This window comes from Terriglobales bacterium, assembly GCA_035691485.1.
Lineage (GTDB): Bacteria > Acidobacteriota > Terriglobia > Terriglobales > Acidobacteriaceae > JAIQGF01.
Map to the genome: position 1 here is coordinate 1 of DASSIZ010000057.1, position 18,868 is coordinate 18,868.

The following is an 18,868-nucleotide window of genomic DNA, read 5'->3' on the forward strand; positions in this document are numbered from 1 at the left end:
GAACCGGATGAGCGAATTCATCCCATCGACGGCGCAGATCGTTCAGGTCGGAACCTCAGCCCTGCCGCGGCTCTTCCATACCGATTACAAGCAGTTCGGACCCAGGGTCGGCTTCGCATGGGACCTCTTCCATGACGGCAAAACCGTCTTTCGTGGCGGGTACGGGATCGCTTACGCAACTTCCCCGGGAATTGCTCTGACGTCCAACCCGCCCTTCGTGACCACCTTCCGGTTCAACCCGAGCGGGGCCAAGCCGTTCACTCACCTGGAATCGTTGAATGCCGACGCCGCAGCCGCGGGCGCCAACCTCGGTTCCGGAACCATTGACCAGAACTTCAAGAACGGAAACGTCCAGTCCTACAATCTGAACTTGCAGCGGGAGCTCACCCCTTCCACGATCCTGACGATCGGCTACTTCGGATCCAAGGGCACACATCTGCGCTCGCGGATTAACCTCAACCAACCCGTGAATGGCGTTCTACCCTTTCCAGCGATATCGGCCTCAAGTCCGATCGCTCCAGGTCTGCCGCTGGGCAAAGTGCTCGATGACTGGGTCAGCAATGGGAATTCGAATTACAACGCGTTGTGGGTTACTGGAAATCGCAGGATTTCCAGGGGGTTGCAGTTCACCGCCAACTATACCTGGTCCAAGTCGCTGGACTATAGCTCACAGGACACCTTCGCCAGCAGCGATCGTCCATCGAACAGCCTCAATGTGCGGCAGGACTACGGCCCGTCTGATTTCGATGCCCGCCACCGCTTCACCTTCGGCCCGGTCTATGACCTTCCATTCCAAGGCAACCGCCTGGTGAGCGGCTGGCGCCTCTCCGGGATCCTAACCCTTCAGTCCGGCAGCCCGATCAATATTCTTGCCGGCGACCCGGCGGCAGGCACCGGCATTAGCTCCTTTACCGGGCGCGCGACAATTCGCCCTGACGTGAGCGGGACGATTCCGATTGTCAATCAGATCATCACCACTGGACCTAATGCCGGCCTGGTCCAGTGGTTCCCCTCCAATATCGTCTGCGATCCGCGCGGCATCTGCCCTGCGAACGCACTCCTGACGATTCCGGTGACGGTGGTTGGTGGCAGCAACGTCTACCACTTTGGAAATATGAGCCGCAACGCCTTGGTCGGACCGAACTTCAGGAACGTTGATTTCTCGCTGACCAAGACAACCAAGATCACGGAACGGTTAAGCAACGAATTCCGGTTTGAGGCATTCGATCTGTTCAACCGTCCGAATTTCGCGAACCCCGGCACGGTTACGTCGAACGCCGGTCGCGTCGCCGTCAATCCGACCGCGACGTCCCTGTTCGGTGTGATCAACGCAACCCGGTTCCCCAATGGCGATTCCGGATCGTCACGGCAGCTACAGTTCGTATTGAAATTGATCTTTTAGTCTGGCGGTTTTGTGTCCCACCTGGCCGCTATCCAGCCCCAGGTGGGCTTTTCTTTTGCAACATTTCTTTTTGAAAAAATTCCTGAAGTCGAACCACGACCACGGATCCGCTTGTTTTCCGCGCCAACTCGCCACTGACAACTCAAAGCGGTTGTGCTAACTTTCTTTGCGCTCCTCTTCCTGGTGCCCGAATGAAGTTTTTCCGCTCCCGCCCTCCCGAACCTGAATTACGCAAACCCGCTCCCGCCAAGCTTCCCGACCTGCCCACGGTACGCGTCGGCGCGCTCTACCGCGGCGCCCGCATCGGTGGCGATTTTTACGATTTCATCCAGGTCGGTTCCTCGCGCCTGCTGGTGCTTCTGCTCGACATCGCCGGCAAGCGGGCGGAGGCGCTGCACATCGCGGCCGCGGTGCAGGACGTATTCCATGGCTCCGCCGACATCTTCTACAACGACACGGTCAACGAACCGGTCGCAATCACCAGCGTCCTGCTGGACATTAATCGCGGCATCATGGAAGCCGCCGGCGGAGTGCGCTGTGCACCCGCCTTCCTGGGCTGCTACAACGAGGTGCTCGGGACCTGCTGCTACATCAATGCCGGCCACACCCCCGCACTGCTCAAGCACGACGGCCAGGTGGATACGCTGGAAGCCAGCGGCCTGCCGCTCGGGCTGTTTTCCCACGCCACCCACGACGCGCAGATTTGCGCGCTTCCGCACAGCGCGGCCCTGGTCATGGTGTCCCGCGGGCTGGTGGAAGCCAAGGCGCACAAGGAAGAGTTCGGCATGGAACGAGTCAAGCAGGCGCTGAAGGAGGCTTCGGGCCACGACGCGCAGCAACTCTGCCATCACTTGCTGGATTCACTGCGCGAGTTCCTGGAGGCGCAGAAGAAGAACCGGCTCTTCGATCGCGGCAGTCAACAGATCGCGGAGACCGACCCTCTGGGGGACAACGACACTACCGCGATAGCACTGGTCCGCTCGGCGGTTGCGATGGCCATGACAATTGAGAGCTGACCAGGGCCGCTTCCGGGACCGCCCCAAAGCGTCGCTCGCGGCGGTGAAACTCCTCCACCGCCAGGGCTAGTTGATCGCCGTCGAAATCGGGCCACTTCTGCTGCGTAAAGACGAGTTCGGCGTACGCCGCTTCCCAAAGCATGAAATCACTGATCCGCTGCTCGCCCCCGGTGCGCACCAGCAAATCCACATCGGCCGCAGCATCGGCATACATCACGTCCGCCATCGCCTGCGTGAAGGCATGGCGGGTGGGCAAACGCGGCGGCTCGCCATTTTGAACCGCCAGCGCTGCCTCCATTGCGGTGCGGCGAGCGGCTTCGAAAATCACTTCGCGAGCGGAGTAGTCCACCGCCAGGCGGACCAGCAAGCGGCGGCCGTTGCGGGTGGCTTGTTCCGTAGTCTCGATCTCCCTTTGCAGAATCAGCGGCAGCCGGTCGCGGCGGCCGATCACGCTGATGCGCACCTCCTTCTGCACGCACTCCGCGGTCTCCGATCGCAAGTAGCGCAAGAACAGCCGCATGAGCGCATCGACCTCCGGACGCGGCCGCTGCCAGTTATCGCTGGAAAAAGCGTAAAGGGTGAGGGTACCGATGCCGAGGTCGGGCGCGGCCTCGATGATGCTCCGCACCGACTTGGCGCCTTCGCGATGCCCGGCCACCCGCGGCAGGCCTCGCCCGAGCGCCCACCGGCCATTGCCGTCCATGATGATGCCCACGTGCAACTTCGCTTTGCCGTTTCCCGTTCCCATGCTCCCTGCCTGAACCATTAATGTAAATAACTTTGCAATGTAAAGCTTACGCGAACAAAAAAAATTATCCCTGCCTCGCCGTGCGGATGATTTCTTCCATCTGGTCGAGATAGCGCTGCAGCGAGCGCCGACCCGCCGCCGTCAGCCAGTACTCCGTCTTGGGGACGCGGCCGTCGAAGTACTTGTCACAGCCGACATATCCCGCCTCCTCGAGCTTGCGCGCGTGCACGCTGAGGTTGCCGTCGGTAGCGTGCAGGACGCGTTTCAGCTCATTGAAGGTCAGCCGCTCATTCACCGCCAAAGCGCTCACAATGCCAAGCCGGAGGCGCTCATGGATGAGCGGATCCAACTCCGGCAGGCCCTGCTCGGCGCGGGGGCGCGGCACAGGCGCGCCTCGCGCCTGCCCGTGTCTCTCCCCGTGACGTCTTGGATCTGGCTTAGCCACCGTGCCTCCTGGCGATCAGCCAGCCGAATGCCGCGTGCAGCCCGCAGAAGCCGGCAAGCATGAACCAGTTCTTCCACTGCCCGGGCGCCAGCAGCGCCAGCGCGCCAATGAACATGAAACAGCTTCCCATGACCGGCACAATGCGCACCGAGAAGGCGCCACCGCTAACCACCGCAGTGCCATAGAGCAGCAGCCACATGCCGGGGATGGCGTGCAACGAGCCGCCGCGGTACATCGCCGCCGTCAGCACGATGCCGACCAGCATCGGCGGCGTAAAGTTCAGCAGGAATCGCCGGCCTGGTCCGGAAAGGAGAGGCACTTGCGCACGCCGCGCTTTATGCTGCATGGTCCACATCGCCAGCACCAGCGCCACGACTGCCTCTGCCAACCACACCGCCATCCACCGCTCAAAGCGCGGCTGTCGCCACGCGAGGGCTGCGGCTGCCAAGGCGGTGGACGCCATGCCAACCATGCCCCATCCAGGTACGGCGGTAAACGACGCCGAGTTTTCCAGCGTCTGGCGAATGAAGCGCAGGTCATCAATGGCGTTGGCCGGCGGGGAGATCACCGCCGGCCGAACGCGGGTGACACGGCATCGCTTCGCCTCGGACATAAAAATGAAAATACGCCGCGCACGAAATCTTGTCAAGTACTTTGTATTGCAAAGCAGAAGGGACCTACTTCTTCTGTTTTTCGGTGGTAACCGTTACCCGGATGGGGCTGGGATCCGCGAGACGCACCAGGGGATCGGAAACATAGGCGTGCGTGACGAAGGTTGCGACGCCCACCACCCCGGAGGCATCGACGGGGTCGGTGATCGCGGTCTCCACCGCTTGCACGTGCCCGGCCGGACCCACAATGGTGACCGACTGCGGAACGGGCACGACCTTCTCAATCCGGTAGCCGCTGGCGAAGGTGCCGATCACCCGCGGCTTCACTTCCACCTGCCGGCTCTCGCGCCGGTCGAAATTGATGCGGATCTGGCTGGGCACCGCCTGGACCACCTCCACGCCATCCGGCACGCGGATGCGCTTGGGCGCCAGGTCGTAAGTGCGCTCTCCCGGCTGCACGCGGGCAAGATCGATGATCGCGTGCACTTCCGATGGCGACAGGTCGCGCACCTCGCGCACCGGCCCGCGCACCCTCACCAGAACCTGCGGAATGGTTTCCGAGCTGATCTCCAGATGTTCTGGCGCGTTGTGAAATTCTATGGGGACGTTGAGCGCGATCTCCGCCACCGGGTCGCGCGTGACCGCGAGCCACAACAACACCGCGACCACGAGCGACAACAGCTTCAGCCCGAAGTTGTGGAACACGTATTTGCGGAGAAAATCCATGTTCTATGTAATCAACTCAACAAACTGAAGCATCGTCGCCGGCCATTAGTCGTGGTCCGCGCGTTCCAGCTTGGGGGGCGCCAGACGCCGCTCGGCCTGTTCGAGCGTGGTGGCCACCGGGGTCGGAAGCGTGGTGTGCGGCACGTACCGCCGCAGCAGCTCGCTCAAACGTTCGCGCAGCGCCTCCACGCTGATATCGCGCTCAATATTGCCGGCAACGGCGATGCTGATGGCTCCGGTCTCTTCGGAAACGATGACCGCGATCGCGTCCGTTTCCTCGGTAATGCCGATTCCCGCGCGATGCCGCGTTCCCAGTTGCGTCGACAGGACCGGGTTCATGGAGAGGGGCAGAAAGCAGGCGGCCGCGGCAATGCGATCTTTCTGAATGATCACGGCGCCATCGTGCAGCGGCGCGCTGGGCCGGAAAATCGTCGCCAGCAGGTCGTAGGACAGCTGCGCGTCCATGGGCACGCCGCTCTCGATGTAGGTGCGGAGCCCGATTTCCCGCTCGATCACCACCAGGGCGCCGGTCTGGTTCTGCGCGAAGAGGTTGGCGGCGAGCACGATGTCGTCATAAGTCTCGGCCACCGCCGCCGACATGCGCGAAAGCGTCAGTTTGCGCCCAAGCTTGGCCAGGGCGAACCGTATTTCCGCCTGGAAGACGACGATCAGCGCAAAAATCGCGTAGGGCAGCAGCGTGCCCACCAGCCAATTCACCGTCTTCAGTTCAAAGGTATGCGCCAGGTAAAACGCGAGGGCCAGCCCACCGACTCCGACCAGGATGGGCACGGCGCGTGTGCCGCGGATCAGGACCAGGAACTCGTAAATGAGCACGGCCACGAGCACGATGTCGAGGACCGACACCGCGGACAGGTGTGGAATCTGCAGCCAGTCCGGCGTCACTTACGCGCTCCTTTCCGTGCGATGTCTCGTACTTGCAGTTCATTGTAAGCCGAACCGGCGCGCGGATTGGTAGGACCTTTCAGGAATCACAAAACTTTACCGAGCGCGAAAATTGCCAGCGTCGGCTTCGCAACTAACCGGAGGTTTTCCGCACCGTCGCGTCGATGTTGCCGCGATGCACGCGCGCCCTGATTTCGTCGCCAGGCGCAACGCTATTTGCGTCCTTGACCAGCCGCCCGCCAGCGTCGAACACCAGCGCATAGCCGCGTTCGAGTATGTTCAAGGGAGAAAGAGCTTCCAACCTTCCGCCCACACCTTCCAAGCGCGCCCGTCGCTTTGCCAAGTCCGCCCGCGCCGCTGAGATCAGCACTGCCGTCCTGCCTTCGATGTCGCGCCGCATGGACTCGAGTGTCAACCGCATATCGCGCGCGCGTACCCTTAACGCTGCCGCGTCCAACCGCGTGCGGTACTCCTGCAAGCGCCTGCGCTCGGCAGACGCCATCCGGAACACCAGTTCATCCAACCGCTGCTGGCGGCGGCCGATCAGGTCGTGCATGCGCGCAAACGCTCCATGTTGCGCCAGTTGCGTCAGCGTCTGCTTGGCGATGAGCAGCTGATATCTCGCGGCGCGCGCCAGCCGCTGGCGGGCTGTGCTGACCCGCTGCTCCAGCTGGTGCTGCGACTCGATCACCAGTTCCGCCGCTGCTGAGGGCGTAGGGGCACGCAAATCCGCGACAAAATCCAGGATGGTGAAGTCGGTCTCGTGGCCAATCGCGGAAATCAGCGGTAACTCGGATGTAGCCGCCACGCGCGCCAGTCCTTCATGATTGAAGGCTGCCAGGTCCTCAATCGAACCGCCGCCGCGCGCTACCACGATGACATCGACGTTCTTGGCGCGATTGAAATAACGGATGCCGGCGCTGACCTCGCCCGGCGCCGCCTCCCCTTGTACTTGCGCCGGGTATATGAGGACGTTCAGGCCGCGATGCCGCCGGCGCACGATGTTGACGATGTCGCGGATGGCCGCGCCGCGCGCCGAAGTTACCACCCCAATCCTTCGCGGCAGCACCGGTATCGGCTTTTTGCGGGACGCGTCGAACAGGCCTTCCGCCGCCAGCTTCTGCTTCAACTGCTCGAATGCGATCTGCTGCGCGCCCGCACCTCGGGGCTCCAGGTACTCGGCCGCGAGTTGCAGCTCGCCGCGCGGCTCGTAAATCGTCACCCGCCCTCGCGCGATGATGGCCATGCCCTCCGCGGGTTTGAATTTCAGCAGTCGCGCCTGTGAGCGGAACATGACCACCCGCATCTGCGCCCCGTCTTCTTTCAGCGTGAAGTACAGGTGGCCCGACTCCGCGGGACGATAGTTCGAAATCTCACCCTCGACAAAGATGTCCGTGTACTCGCGCTCGACGGCGGTACGCACCGCGCCCATCAAGTCCTTGACCGTCCAGATGCGGCGCGCCGGCGCCTGGAAGGTAAAGCCGAGTTGATCAGGGATAGACACTCGAAGGCAGTGTAACCCAGGGTGCAGACCACGGGTGTAGCGGCGGAATTTCAATCCACCGGACTACATCCGGCGGACTAAATCCCCGCCGCGAGAAATAAGACGACCGGATGCCGATTAGCCCTTAACGACTGAACCTGCTGATCAGATACAAGACAAGTGACAGCACAATGCTGATCACGATTGAGGTCACGATGGGAAAGTAGAAAGTCGTGTTCTTGCCGCGATAGACGATGTCACCCGGCAACCGCCCGACCGGCAGGTGCAAGCGGCCCCCCAGGACGAGAACCACGCCGAAGACAGCCAAAAGTATGCCTAAAAAGATCAGGATTTTGCCGAGTTCGCCCATCCATCCCTCTGAACACCCTGGCGCATCGCCTCGCCGCCAAGCCGCCATGCCGCGCAGTTGATACCGATTCAGCAACCGCGAACCGCAAGATTCTATGATATTCATAAATCACACCCGATGAGTTCCACTGCGCAACTTGCCCGTACCGAGGCGCCGAGCATTTTCCGGCAGCAGAGGAGTTGGCTGGCGCCCGCGCTGATCAGCGGTGTGGTGTGCCTGGTCTACCTGGGGACGGTCGGCTTCCAATTCGTTTACGACGATCCCTTCCAGATCGTCGACAACTCCTGGCTTTCCTGGCACTACATCCCGCAATACTTCACCAAGCACGTGTGGGCATTCGCGGGAATTTCGGGCGTCTACTGGCGGCCGCTGTTTTTGCTGTGGCTGCTGTTCCAACACGCCCTGTTCGGCACCAGTCCTGCCGGCTTCCATGCTTTCACCGTACTGCTCCATGCGTTGGCGACGGTCCTGGTGTACGGCTTGGCGCTGCGCCTGACGCGTGACCGCGCCACCGCAATCATCGCGGCGCTGATTTTTGGCGTGCACCCGGCCCTGATCGAAAGTGTCGCCTGGGTTTCCGGATGCACCGACCCGCTGCTGGCCTGCTGGCTAATCGCGGCATTCCTCGCCTTCCTCAATTGGCGTGAGTACCACTCCGGCCCCTGGCTCCTGGCCAGCCTCGGCGCGTACGCGCTGGCGCTCATGTCGAAAGAACCCGCGGTCATGCTGCTGCCGCTGGTCTCCGTGTTTACATTTCTTGTGGCCGCGACAGATTCTGGCTGGATCCCCCGCGCTCGTTCTGCCGCAATGGCAGTCTTACCGTACCTGCCCCTGACCCTGATCTACGGTTTGATTCACCACATCATCGAAGCGCGGATGGACAGGAGTGGCAATCCCGCGACCCCGCTGAAGATGGCGCTCACCGCGCCTTCGCTCTTGCTGTTTTACCTCCGCCTGCTCGTATTTCCCTGGCCCATCAGTCCGGAGTACGAGATGAAGCTGGTGCCGCGCTTCAGCACTACGGCGGTGTTGCTGCCATCGATCGCACTCATCGCGATTTTCGTCGCCATTTACGCATGGACGCGGTTCCTGGCGCGGACCGGCGACGACCGCAGTGCGCGCGTCGTCCGCTTTGCTTCTCTCTGGATGTTGCTGCCCATCATGCCCGTACTTTATATCGCGGCGCTGGCGGCGCAGGATTTCGCCCACGCCCGCTATCTTTACCTGTCGTGCATTGGTTTTGCCTTGCTGCTGGCCTGTGCCATTCGCCGGGTTCCCGGACCCGAACATAGGGCGCTGAATGTGCCCTTGACGCAGGCTGCAATCGCGACCGTGATTATCGGGGCGCTGGCAGTCGGCAATATCATGCAACAGGGGCACTGGGCCAGCAATCTGCTGCTGTTCTATCGCGGAACGCGAATCGCGCCTCACAATCCGATTGCGCTCACCGGCCTGGGCATTGAGATGGGCAAACGCCGGCAGTACGACAAGGCCCTCGCGCTGTTGCATGATGCGATGGACCAGGATGCCTGGGATCAGCACACCAACTTTAGTCTCGGCTATACCTATTACCTGATGGGCCGTTACATCGAAGCCGAGCCCTACCTGGAACGCGGAGTCGAGATTCGTCCCGAGGACGTCCATGCCGACCAGTTTGCCTACGTCGCGATGACTGAATTGAAGCTGGGCAAGCTGCCGAAGGCGGAGTGGGCCATTCGCCAGTCCGTGCAACGCCAGCCGCACAGCGAGAAATATCACTATGCCTTAGGCTTGATCCTGGAACAGCAAGGCAAAGCTGCCGACGCCGCACGCGCCTTCGAGGCTACTCTCGCCATCAACCCCGGGAACGCCGACGCCCGCGCCCGCATGGTTCGATTGCAGGGCGCTGCACAGTGAGTCAGCAATCCGCTCAGAATTCCTTCCCGACAAAGTGAAGCCCCGGCGGGGTGCCGGGGCCTGCAAGCTCAGCTGGGATTAGTGCTTGGTCCTGCTCAGTTCTGGGGCGGCTTTTGTGATTGACCGCTGTCCGGACCCATTCCCGCGCCATGACCCATGCCTTTGCCGTGGCCCATGCCTTCGTGCTGCTTCTTCATTTGTTCCAGCTTCGACTGCTGCTCCGGCGTCAGAATGTCTTTTACCTGCGCCATCGTCTTTTCGTGCAAGTCCCGCATCTTCGTGCGGCGGTCCTGCGGCGAAAGCGACGTGTCCTGGCGGATGGCCTGGGCCTGCGAATCGGTGCTCTCCAGGATAGGCTTGATCTTGGCTTTCTGATCGTCGGTAAGGTTTAACATGCTGGAAAGATGGTCGAGGTGCGCCTGCGGGCTCGGTGGTCCGCCCATGCGCCCCATGTGATCGTGGTGCTCGCCCATCTGCCCCTGGCTCTGCGCCGGCGGCGCATCACTCTGCGCGAGCATGGAAACCGGCAGAGCAACCGCGAGAAGAATCGCAAGAGCTATTGCTGTACGTGCTTTAGTCATTTGTGCTCCTTGTTAAGGGTGCTTTCGACAAGAGATTTGCAGCCGCTGCATGGCCACGGTCAACACCTTAGATGCATACTGGCACGCAGGGCCCAACCCTTATTTCCTAAACCCCGGAGACTGGGAGAAGTTGTGAACCCCTATTCGTAGCGCAGCGCAACCACCGGATCAAGCCGCGCCGCCTTGACCGCGGGATACATTCCGAAAAACAAGCCCACGCTGGTAGCAACCATGAAGCTCGACAGCACGGCCCATATTGGGACGAACGTCGGCAAAGTTGGCACCACCATCTTGATCGTCCCGCTGATGGCGTAACCGAGGAGAATGCCGACCAGGCCGCCGGTTCCAGCCATCACCATGGCTTCGGTCAGGAATTGCCAGATGATGTCCTGGCGGCGGGCCCCCATGGCCTTGCGCACGCCAATTTCGCGGGTGCGTTCGGTGACGCTGACCAGCATGATGTTCATGACGCCGACGCCGCCAATCATCATGCCCACCGAGGCAATCACGATGATGGCCAGCGCCACCATGCCGACAATGTTGTGGAATTCCCGGATCGCCGATTCCGCGGTCTGGAAGCTGAAGTCATCCGCCTTGTCGTACATCAGCTTGCGCGTCCGGCGCAGCGCGACCCGCGTCTGGTCCACCGCAACATCAAGCCGGCCCGGGTAAGCTTCGATGCGAATGCCGTGCTCCTTGGCGAGCGGATAGATCTTTCGAAAAGTCCAGTAGGGAATGACAACCCGGCGATCGCTATTGTCCGGGCCCCCCAGCCCCCCTCTTGGTTTCTCGAACGTGCCGATGACTTCGAAACTCGAGCCATTGATGGTGATCGTTTTTCCCACCGCGCCGCCGGCGGGAAACAGTCCCCCGGCCGAGTCTTCACCCAGTACGACGTAGGCCATGTGGTGCTGGTTTTCGACCTCGGTAAAGGACCTGCCTTCCTTGATGACGGCGTTGGCATAGACAGAAAAGAACTCGGCCGTAGCGCCGCGGAAGTCCAGGCCCGTGACCTCTTCCCCCTTGTAACGGATCCAGTTGGGAGCGTCGTTTCTGAAAATGGAAACCGTCACGTGTATGCACGCGGTACAAACATCGCGCACCACCAGAAAATCGTCGTAAGTGAGCGGCTTGCGCATGCGCTCTTCCTTGCTAAGTCGGCCAAAGTGCGGCCCGGTGGGAAGGTGCGAAAAAAATGCGGTGTTGGTGCCGTAGCCCTGCACCTGGTCCTGGATGTTCCGGTCAAGGCCCATGAGCAGCGCCACCACGACGATCAAGGTGGCAACCGCAACCATGATGCTGAGCAACGTCAGCGCCGAGCGCAGCTTGTTGTTGCGCAGCGTGTCCAGCGCCATGATCACGTTCTCGCGCAGGCTCTGGCGTTTCGATGTGGTCAGCAGCGGCATGCGTCCTACCCGTTACAACTCTGCCCGCAACGCGACGACGGGATCCAGCTTGGCGGCTTTCAAAGCCGGCCACAGACCAAAAAACAACCCAATGACGGTGGAAACGACGAGCGAGAGAATGACGGCGTTGATCGGAGTCCGCATCGGCATCGAGGTCAGGCTGCGAACCGTCAAGGTCACCACAAAGGCAGCCGCAACACCGAGGAAACCTCCCACCGCCGCCATGACAGATGACTCGACCATGAATTGCAGCAGGATGTCGCGCCTGCGGGCGCCCAGCGATTTGCGCAGGCCGATCTCGTGCGTCCGCTCGGTAACCGTCGCCAGCATGATGTTCATGATCACGATGCCGCCAATGACCAGGAACACCGAAACAATGCCGATGGAGGCGTTGGCCAGCCCCCCGAAGATCTGGTTCCAAAGCCCGGTCACCGACTCGCTGGAGATGATGCCGAACCGGTCCGGTTCTTCGAAGCGCTCGTGCCGTCGGGCTCGCATGAAGGCCTTGGCCTGGTCCTTCGCCTGCTCCATGACCGCGGGCGAACTTGACTTGACCGCCACCCACAGGCCGGAAGTGTTGGGACCTTCCTGTCCCCAACTCTTGAGCAGCGCGGTCAAGGGAACGTAAACGAAATTGTCCTGGCTCTGGCCGAAGGCGGTGCCGTTTCTGTCAGCCACACCGATGACTTCGAATCCCACCCCGTTGATCATGATGTTCTTGCCCACCGGATCGACGCTGGCAAAGAAGCGGTCCGCCACATCGCTGCCAATGAAGGCTACATTCATGCGGTGCTCGTACTCGGTTTCGCTGAAGAAACGGCCGCGCGCGACTTTGTCGGTCGAAAGGTCAATGATATTGGCGGTGGCGCCGCGAATGGTGACGTCCTCGATGTTCTGGTTGCCGGAGCGAACGTCCATGGTGCGCCAGTCCTGGGCGCCGACCGCGTCGGCTAGAACCATGTGATCGCGCAGGTACTCGAAATCGTTGACGTCAATCTTGCGGTTGTGGCGCCGTGCCTGCAGGAAATCCTTGGCATTGGTGATGATCGGAAATCGGGTGACATAGAACACATTCACGCCGAAATTGGCCAGCCGCTCGGCCACGTACGTGTTCAGCCCATTGACGGCCGACACCACGCCAATCAGGGCCGTGACCGCGATGATCACGCCCAGCAAGGTCAGGAACGAGCGCAGCTTGTGTGCCCACAAGCTTTCCAGGGCAATGGTGGCCGGCTCACGAAAGCTCAAGGAGCGCTGAATTTTCATGGCTGCCCGGTCGGGCACGAACTCACCCCAAGCCTATTAGGCTCTACGGGGACATACGAGTCAACCGGGCGGGGAAGTTCCGGGATCAATTAATTGTTGCTGGCCAGGGCGGTAGGACTGGCGGCGAGGGTCGCAAAAGGCGAACTGCTGACCGCGCTCAACGCTCCCCCGCTTCCGATCTCAAAGGCAGATATGTTGTTCGATCCCTGGTTGGCGACATAGGCGGTCTTGCCGCCATTCCCGGAAGCGATAAACACCGGCGTGGTTCCCGCGGCAAAGGGCGAGCCGCTCACGGCGGCCAGTGCGCCGGACCCACTTGAGATCGAGTACGCGGAAACGTTATTGGAACCGGCGTTCGCCACGAAGACGGCACTGCCAATCACGCGCACGTGAACCGGGGTAGTGCCGGCGGCAAAAGGCGATCCGGATACCGGCGCCAGCGAGTTTCCTGAAATCGTAAACGCCAGGACGGTGTTGCCGCCCTGGTCGGCAGCGTAGAGTAACTTGCCGCTGGAATCGACATCGAGCGCGGTGGGAGCCACGCCCGCCGCAACCGGCGAGCCGGCTGCCGTCAGAGCGCCGTTCTGGTCGAAGGAATAAATCGAAATCGTTCCTGCGCCCTGGTTGGCAACGAATAATGTACTAGAAACCACTGCCAGCCCGCTGGGCCCTGCGCCAGTCGCAAATGGCGAACCGGCGACCTCCGTCAACAGGCCCGTGCTGCCGTCGATGCTGTACACAGAAATCGAATTGGAACCTTGATTGGCAACGAAAACAAACTTAGCTTTCGAGTCGGCCACCATTGCCAGAGGATTCAAGCCCGTTTTCGGAGGAGTGGCGGACAGAGTGGTGGTGGAGAGAACGGTTGCGGTTCGCGCCGGTGACAACGTCCCATTGCTCTTGAGCGCAAACTCCGATATTGCGCCTGGCTGCGCAGCACTCGCTGCATTGAGCACGTAGGCGAAGTGGTGTGTGAGCACGATTGCGTCCGGACGCGAACCCGTTCCAAACACTGTCGTGTCCGCTGATAAAGTGCCGGAACTGGCAACTGAAAATGACTGGACATCGGGAAGACCGAGGCCGACGACGTAGAGTTTCGCCGCGCTGCCGCCACCACCGCAGGCGACGTAGGCTCCGAACAGAAGCAACAAGACTACGATCGAAACTGCCCGGCCGCTAAGCCTCCGGCACCGCCGCTGAATGGACACGACCACTTCGCTCATACCGACTCCGGCTGCAACTGCGCAGGATTCAGGATTGAAGATCAGGAAGGCAAACCTCATCGCACGTCGGCGACGCGTTCCAGCACACCCTTACGCTGAAATCTTAACACCCGCAGACCCGAAAAAGTTGCGGGGACCAGGGCATGATTCTGGAATCAGTCAGCCGTTCCTATAAAATTGGAGCCACACCCGTTATAGCCATCTCAGTTCCATCAGGAGTACAGCCCATGAGCATCGCCAAAGCCCACATCGTCCATTCCGGCAAGGCCCGGGGCCCGCGCAACGTCCGCTTCGACATCTTTGGCGACCAGATCGTGATCAAGCTCGGCCACGCCGACACCGACGGCAGCTACGCGATCATGGAAAGCGTCACGCCACCCCAGGGCGGCCCGCCGCTGCACCGCCACAGTCGTGAAGACGAATCCTTCTACATCATCGAAGGTGATTTTGTATTTGAAGTTGACGGCGAACAGGTTCCCGCCGGACCCGGCTGCACTCTGTTCGCGCCGCGCGGCACGGCGCACACGTTCCAGAACGTAGGCAATACGACAGGGCGTTTGCTGGTGATCGTGCAGCCTGCCGGTCTCGACATTTTCTTCGATGAAGTTGCCCAGGTCACTTCCGGCATGGCTCAGCCCGACCTGCAAGTCATTGCGCCGCTATTCCAGAAGTACGGCCTTGAGTTGCTGGGACCGCCAATGGGAGCCAGAGTTGCCGCCAGCGCCGGACGCTAGACGCGGCCAAAGCGAAGATTGTTTACTTGCCTGCGAAAGCCACCGGCGGAGCAACTGGCTGACGAACTCGACGCTGCCCCCGTTGCTCTCGTCTGACCTATGCCTTGGCGGATTGACGTGAGCACAGGAGAACTAGTGAACCTCCGTCGCCACTCTGGCTTTGCCGACAGGCTTCGCAGGAGCGCGGTCTTGGAGGTGGGAAACTTCGCCCGGCGGATAACGTTCAAGATACACATAGGCCGCCTCCACCTCATCGGGCTTTAGATAATAGAAGACTGGCATCCTGCCCCGATATTGGAGATCCAAATTGCCCATGGTGATGGGACGCCCGACGGTGACTTTTTGTACAAACTGCTGCACATCAACGCGCTTGGGAAGCACCGCAAGCGGCGGAATTGCGCCCCGCAGGATTTCACCGGGTGCCGGATTAGGACCCGTTGCCGCGTGACAGATGTGGCAGGTGCCTTTCACCAGATCCTCCCCTACGTGCGCAAAAGGTATTTCGAGCTTCATCTGTTTGTTCTCCGCCTCGGGAATACCGACGAGGAGGTCGAGATACGCAACTAGTGCCTGCACCTCAACCGGGGTCAATTGAGGAAAGGCTGGCATATTCTGGCCCCCATGATGGATGCGATTGAGCAGTGCCGCCTTGGATTGGGATGCCAATTGGTGGGCAACTGCAACGCTGACCGGAGCACCCGATTTTTTCATTCTCTCCAGGATCAACTCCGGAGATGTCGCCCGGACCGGATTGATCATCGAGTTGATTTCAGGCGGAACGCCTTCGCCTCTGTCTCCGTGGCAAGCTCGGCAACTAAGCCGATAAAGGTCGGCGCCGCTCAGAGACAGTGAACTTCCAATTGGCAGCGTCATGTTGAATGGGGCCGCTCCCTGTTCCTGAATCGGACTAGGCCCCCACAGGCCGGTCGTCCCCATGCTCGATTCGTTCAGCGGCCGTCCGAGATGTACAAGCCAGCTCGGGCCCTGAACGGGTGTCACTTGTACGTGGCCCAGCGTTACCGCCCGGGAGTGATTTTGTGCTGGGGTAGCAACGTCGGCCGCAGACCGCGGGCCGGCAGCCTTGCACAACCCCACGATTGCGATCAATGATGCAAGCAGTCGAACCGTTCGAAGCATCGAAGCGCCACACTTCCAATTATTTCTTCGTAGCCGTTGCCTTTGTCGAGAATGAAACACTCCTGCGAGGCGTCCACCTCACTTCGCGAGGGCGAGTGGTAGGCAATTTGCTCGGGCACAACGGCGTGCACACGATGGTTGCTGGCCGCTTGCAACCGGCAAGCGGGCGTCCTCGGAACAGAACACCTCTACGAAAAAGCGTCGCGGGGAACAATATCGTGAGACGATCTAACACAACTGCAATTCTAAATCCCCGGCTGCCCCCGATGCAATGATGCTCCGCCGGCTCCCACATTCTCATGATTTCGTGCGTGAGTTGTAAGAACGGTCTGTGCTCCTACATTCTTACTGCAGCGGGATGTTCTTCACCGGTTGTGCGAGGCGGACCGCGAGCTGGCTGGGGCAATTGATGCGGTTGAGCCTCAAAGAATCTGGCGGAGCAAGCAGTCTGATGCGAACCCTTCTCCGTCATTAAACAGAGTATAAATCAGGGAATTTTAGCGCCTTGGCAGGTACAAATAGGCGAAACTCGAGTCCAGAAGCTACTTCGGGCAGATTAGGTCATCCCGGCCATGCTTAGAACAGGGAAATAACAGGGAATTCAGGCCGCGGGCAGAAGTTCATCCAAGCTTTCATTTCCACGGGATCGGCGCCCATCTGGGTTCAAAGAGAAATGATTTTCGGGGTCGGCTCAGTATCCCTCTTCGGTTTCGTTTGATGCTTGCTTCTGCATTGACAAGGGTACGTATCTTTCGACGGGTGTTTTCCATGAGCGGAAGAAATCCATTGGGTCCTGTGTGCCGACAAATTCGCGAGCCAGCGCGAGGCGCTTCAGCACTTCCTCGCGCTGCTCAGCGGGTAGATCCTGGGCACGACTCTGCACTCCTTCGAAGAACTTCTCCAGGCTCACTACTCTTGCCCAGTCTTCTATCACTTTAGCAAGCTGTTCACGGCTCTCTTTGATGGACTGAGACACGCGACGACGGTCTTCCTCCTGCCGCCACCGCTCTCGTTCTTCCTCCCACTGTTGACGCCGAAGTTCTGCCTCCCGCTCCGCCTCTTTGACCTTCTCCATTAGAGTTTCACTGGAGTTCTTGATTGACTTCACGATCTTGGGAATCTCTGTAGTAAGCGCTCGATCCTTGCTCTCCTGAAACAACATCGACCAGGAGACACCAGGATACGGCGCGTAGACGTTCAACCGGAGGCGGCCACAAGGAATGTCCCTAGTCGTCGTCCAACTGTGATCAATAAACCGAGGTGATGCTTTGGGAGGCTTGTAATCCGATTCGCGGATGTACTTTCCGTTTACATACCGAAGCTCGACCTTCTCGGACATTTCGATAACGGCGATGCCAAATGCAACCGAACCGACATACACAACCGTGGGGCGTTGCGGCGACCAGAGGCGGTTGTAATAGCAGGGATGCTCACCGTGCTGCGCTTTGGGCAACTGCTCGTGTTCGTCGATGTGGGCGCGTACGAACTTCTCCGCTGGCGAAGAGATGAGTACGCGATAACCAGCGAATTCCAACGCGTTGAATAGATCGCGATGCGGTGACAGCGTAGCGCCTGGGTCTACGAAATAATTGGGCCGTCCTCTGCCGACGAGAGTTACTGCGGAAGTGGCTGCGGCCCATACTGGCCTTTTTGGGCGACGAAGGGTTGGGGACGCAACCGGAATTTCGCGTGGACGCGCACGGTTCGGTTTGCCCCCGGTTTTGTGCTGCCGCCAGAAGGGCTATTTTCGCATCGTGGATTTGAAAGGAATTTGAGCTATGGCGAAGTGGAAAGAAGCTCGACCGGCCCTGACAAATAATGAAATCCGCACCATGATGTTAGGTTACTTCTACGGCCGCAACAAAAACGCCACAAGCAGCCGGGGCAAGAAAGGCTCGTCTGTAAAGATAAGCGACGTGAAACGGGAGTTGAAGGCGAGCCACGGATTGTCCCAACAGGAAGTCCAGAGCAACCTGACATATCTGATCAGTCAGGGGTGGGTGAAAGAGGACGCGATCGAGAAATCGTACACGGCGCCCGGCGGCACAATCATCCCCTCCACTACCAACTTTTACACAATAACCGCTGCGGGTATTGACAAAATCGAAGGCCCCGGAGAATTTACGATGCCAAAATTTCACGATATCAAAATCGAAGCAACTGGCCAGAACATCATTACGGTTGGCGACGGCAATCAGATCGATGCCAAATTTGGCGACCTCGGGCAGTCCCTCGCTGAGCTTCACAATGCCATCACGGCTTCTCCAGTACCGGAATCCACAAAATTGGCCTTCGTTGCCGACATCGACACCATTCAATCTCAACTCGCGAAGCCGGAACCGAACCCTACAATCATCAAATCAGCATGGGATGTAGTGAAGGGAGCGGCAGCCATCAACGGCTGCACTGCGCTCGTTGCCAAAGTTGCGGGACTGCTGCACCACTTCCTTTAATTGCGCGTAACCCGGCGCTAGTCGGTGCCTGACGTTGTGAGTCAGACTTGCGGGCTCGATCCTGCAGCAGCCGGTCGTACGGTGTCTATCGATCGGTGATCGGTGTGAACAAGGGCGAAGGCACTGTTGGATACGCGTAAAACATGTACTGGAAAATGCCTTCGGAACGGGATTTTACTTCATCGTCGGTGTATGCCTCGGGGGGTTCGGTCTTGTCGCTGTATAGAAAATCGAAAATAGCGGCACGCACAGCATCTCGCGTCGACCCTTCTTCCGCTCTTCGGGGTTGAGTGTCCGAATGAGATCTCCGAGCAGGTCGTAGGGGATGCTCTGGTATTCCTGCTTGGGCAGGACGCCTCGAAGGGTCTCGTAATCCGACTCGATGCTTTAAAGCAGCTACTTACGTTTCGATCCAATTTTCTCGGACCGTTTACTGGCTTATCAACGCACGCGACGGCTGCCGTTCAC

At 60.0% G+C, this 18,868-nt stretch carries 18 protein-coding genes; 5 read left to right on the top strand and 13 right to left on the bottom strand.

Annotated features, from left to right (window positions below):
* Positions 1-1,402 (top strand): hypothetical protein (locus VFI82_07025; GenBank protein HET7184420.1); only part of this gene is annotated, 1,402 nt, incomplete at its 5' end.
* A gap of 191 nt (positions 1,403-1,593) precedes the next feature.
* The gene (locus tag VFI82_07030) at positions 1,594-2,418 is read left to right on the top strand and encodes a SpoIIE family protein phosphatase (GenBank protein HET7184421.1); all 825 of its coding nucleotides are present in this window, start codon (positions 1,594-1,596) and stop codon (positions 2,416-2,418) included.
* Here the strand turns inward: VFI82_07030 and uppS are convergent.
* The 7 genes from uppS to VFI82_07065 all read right to left on the bottom strand — a co-directional run bounded on the left by uppS (position 2,360) and on the right by VFI82_07065 (position 7,704).
* Positions 2,360-3,166 carry a polyprenyl diphosphate synthase gene (gene uppS / locus VFI82_07035; protein HET7184422.1) on the bottom strand — a complete coding sequence of 269 codons (807 nt, stop codon included), beginning with the start codon at positions 3,164-3,166 and terminating at the stop codon, positions 2,360-2,362. The two genes, VFI82_07030 and uppS, sit on opposite strands and share 59 nt — an antisense overlap.
* Positions 3,167-3,230: 64 nt before the next feature.
* A complete protein-coding gene (locus tag VFI82_07040) occupies positions 3,231-3,611 on the bottom strand; it encodes a transcriptional regulator (protein HET7184423.1) in 381 nt (126 codons plus the stop codon).
* Positions 3,604-4,224 carry a hypothetical protein gene (locus VFI82_07045; protein HET7184424.1) on the bottom strand — a complete coding sequence of 207 codons (621 nt, stop codon included), beginning with the start codon at positions 4,222-4,224 and terminating at the stop codon, positions 3,604-3,606. Before VFI82_07045 ends, VFI82_07040 begins: the two co-directional genes overlap by 8 nt.
* Before the next feature lie 64 nt (positions 4,225-4,288).
* Positions 4,289-4,948 (bottom strand): CdaR family protein, encoded by a 660-nt coding sequence (locus VFI82_07050; protein ID HET7184425.1) that lies wholly within the window; start codon positions 4,946-4,948, stop codon positions 4,289-4,291.
* Between the two features lie 45 nt (positions 4,949-4,993).
* Positions 4,994-5,851: a diadenylate cyclase CdaA gene (cdaA, locus tag VFI82_07055; GenBank protein ID HET7184426.1), complete on the bottom strand. Its 858-nt coding sequence runs from the start codon at positions 5,849-5,851 to the stop codon at positions 4,994-4,996.
* 133 nt (positions 5,852-5,984) lie between these two features.
* Complete coding sequence (xseA, locus tag VFI82_07060) at positions 5,985-7,355, bottom strand: exodeoxyribonuclease VII large subunit (GenBank protein ID HET7184427.1); 1,371 nt, start codon at positions 7,353-7,355, stop codon at positions 5,985-5,987.
* A gap of 124 nt (positions 7,356-7,479) precedes the next feature.
* Complete coding sequence (locus VFI82_07065; GenBank protein ID HET7184428.1) at positions 7,480-7,704, bottom strand: DUF2905 domain-containing protein; 225 nt, start codon at positions 7,702-7,704, stop codon at positions 7,480-7,482.
* 117 nt (positions 7,705-7,821) lie between these two features.
* Here VFI82_07065 and VFI82_07070 point away from each other — a divergent pair, with 117 nt between their 5' ends.
* On the top strand, positions 7,822-9,600 hold the full coding sequence (locus VFI82_07070) for a tetratricopeptide repeat protein (protein HET7184429.1): 1,779 nt from the start codon (positions 7,822-7,824) through the stop codon (positions 9,598-9,600).
* Positions 9,601-9,695: 95 nt separating this feature from the next.
* Here the strand turns inward: VFI82_07070 and VFI82_07075 are convergent, their stop codons facing one another.
* The 4 genes from VFI82_07075 to VFI82_07090 form a co-directional block, all read right to left on the bottom strand.
* Entirely contained in the window at positions 9,696-10,181 is a 486-nt protein-coding gene (locus tag VFI82_07075; GenBank protein HET7184430.1) for a hypothetical protein, read from the bottom strand.
* A gap of 140 nt (positions 10,182-10,321) precedes the next feature.
* Positions 10,322-11,587 (bottom strand): ABC transporter permease, encoded by a 1,266-nt coding sequence (locus tag VFI82_07080; protein ID HET7184431.1) that lies wholly within the window; start codon positions 11,585-11,587, stop codon positions 10,322-10,324.
* 12 nt (positions 11,588-11,599) lie between these two features.
* Positions 11,600-12,853 carry an ABC transporter permease gene (locus VFI82_07085; protein ID HET7184432.1) on the bottom strand — a complete coding sequence of 418 codons (1,254 nt, stop codon included), beginning with the start codon at positions 12,851-12,853 and terminating at the stop codon, positions 11,600-11,602.
* Between the two features lie 89 nt (positions 12,854-12,942).
* Positions 12,943-14,076, bottom strand: a complete 1,134-nt coding sequence (locus VFI82_07090; GenBank protein ID HET7184433.1) for a beta-propeller fold lactonase family protein — start codon at positions 14,074-14,076, stop codon at positions 12,943-12,945.
* Positions 14,077-14,303: 227 nt separating this feature from the next.
* Here VFI82_07090 and VFI82_07095 point away from each other — a divergent pair, with 227 nt between their 5' ends.
* Positions 14,304-14,810: a cupin domain-containing protein gene (locus VFI82_07095; GenBank protein HET7184434.1), complete on the top strand. Its 507-nt coding sequence runs from the start codon at positions 14,304-14,306 to the stop codon at positions 14,808-14,810.
* 132 nt (positions 14,811-14,942) lie between these two features.
* Here the strand turns inward: VFI82_07095 and VFI82_07100 are convergent, their stop codons facing one another.
* Entirely contained in the window at positions 14,943-15,947 is a 1,005-nt protein-coding gene (locus VFI82_07100; protein HET7184435.1) for a c-type cytochrome, read from the bottom strand.
* A gap of 691 nt (positions 15,948-16,638) precedes the next feature.
* Positions 16,639-17,481: a hypothetical protein gene (locus VFI82_07105; GenBank protein ID HET7184436.1), complete on the bottom strand. Its 843-nt coding sequence runs from the start codon at positions 17,479-17,481 to the stop codon at positions 16,639-16,641.
* 244 nt (positions 17,482-17,725) lie between these two features.
* Between VFI82_07105 and VFI82_07110 the strand changes: the two genes are divergently transcribed.
* Entirely contained in the window at positions 17,726-18,400 is a 675-nt protein-coding gene (locus tag VFI82_07110; GenBank protein HET7184437.1) for a hypothetical protein, read from the top strand.
* Positions 18,401-18,868 lie beyond the last annotated feature (468 nt).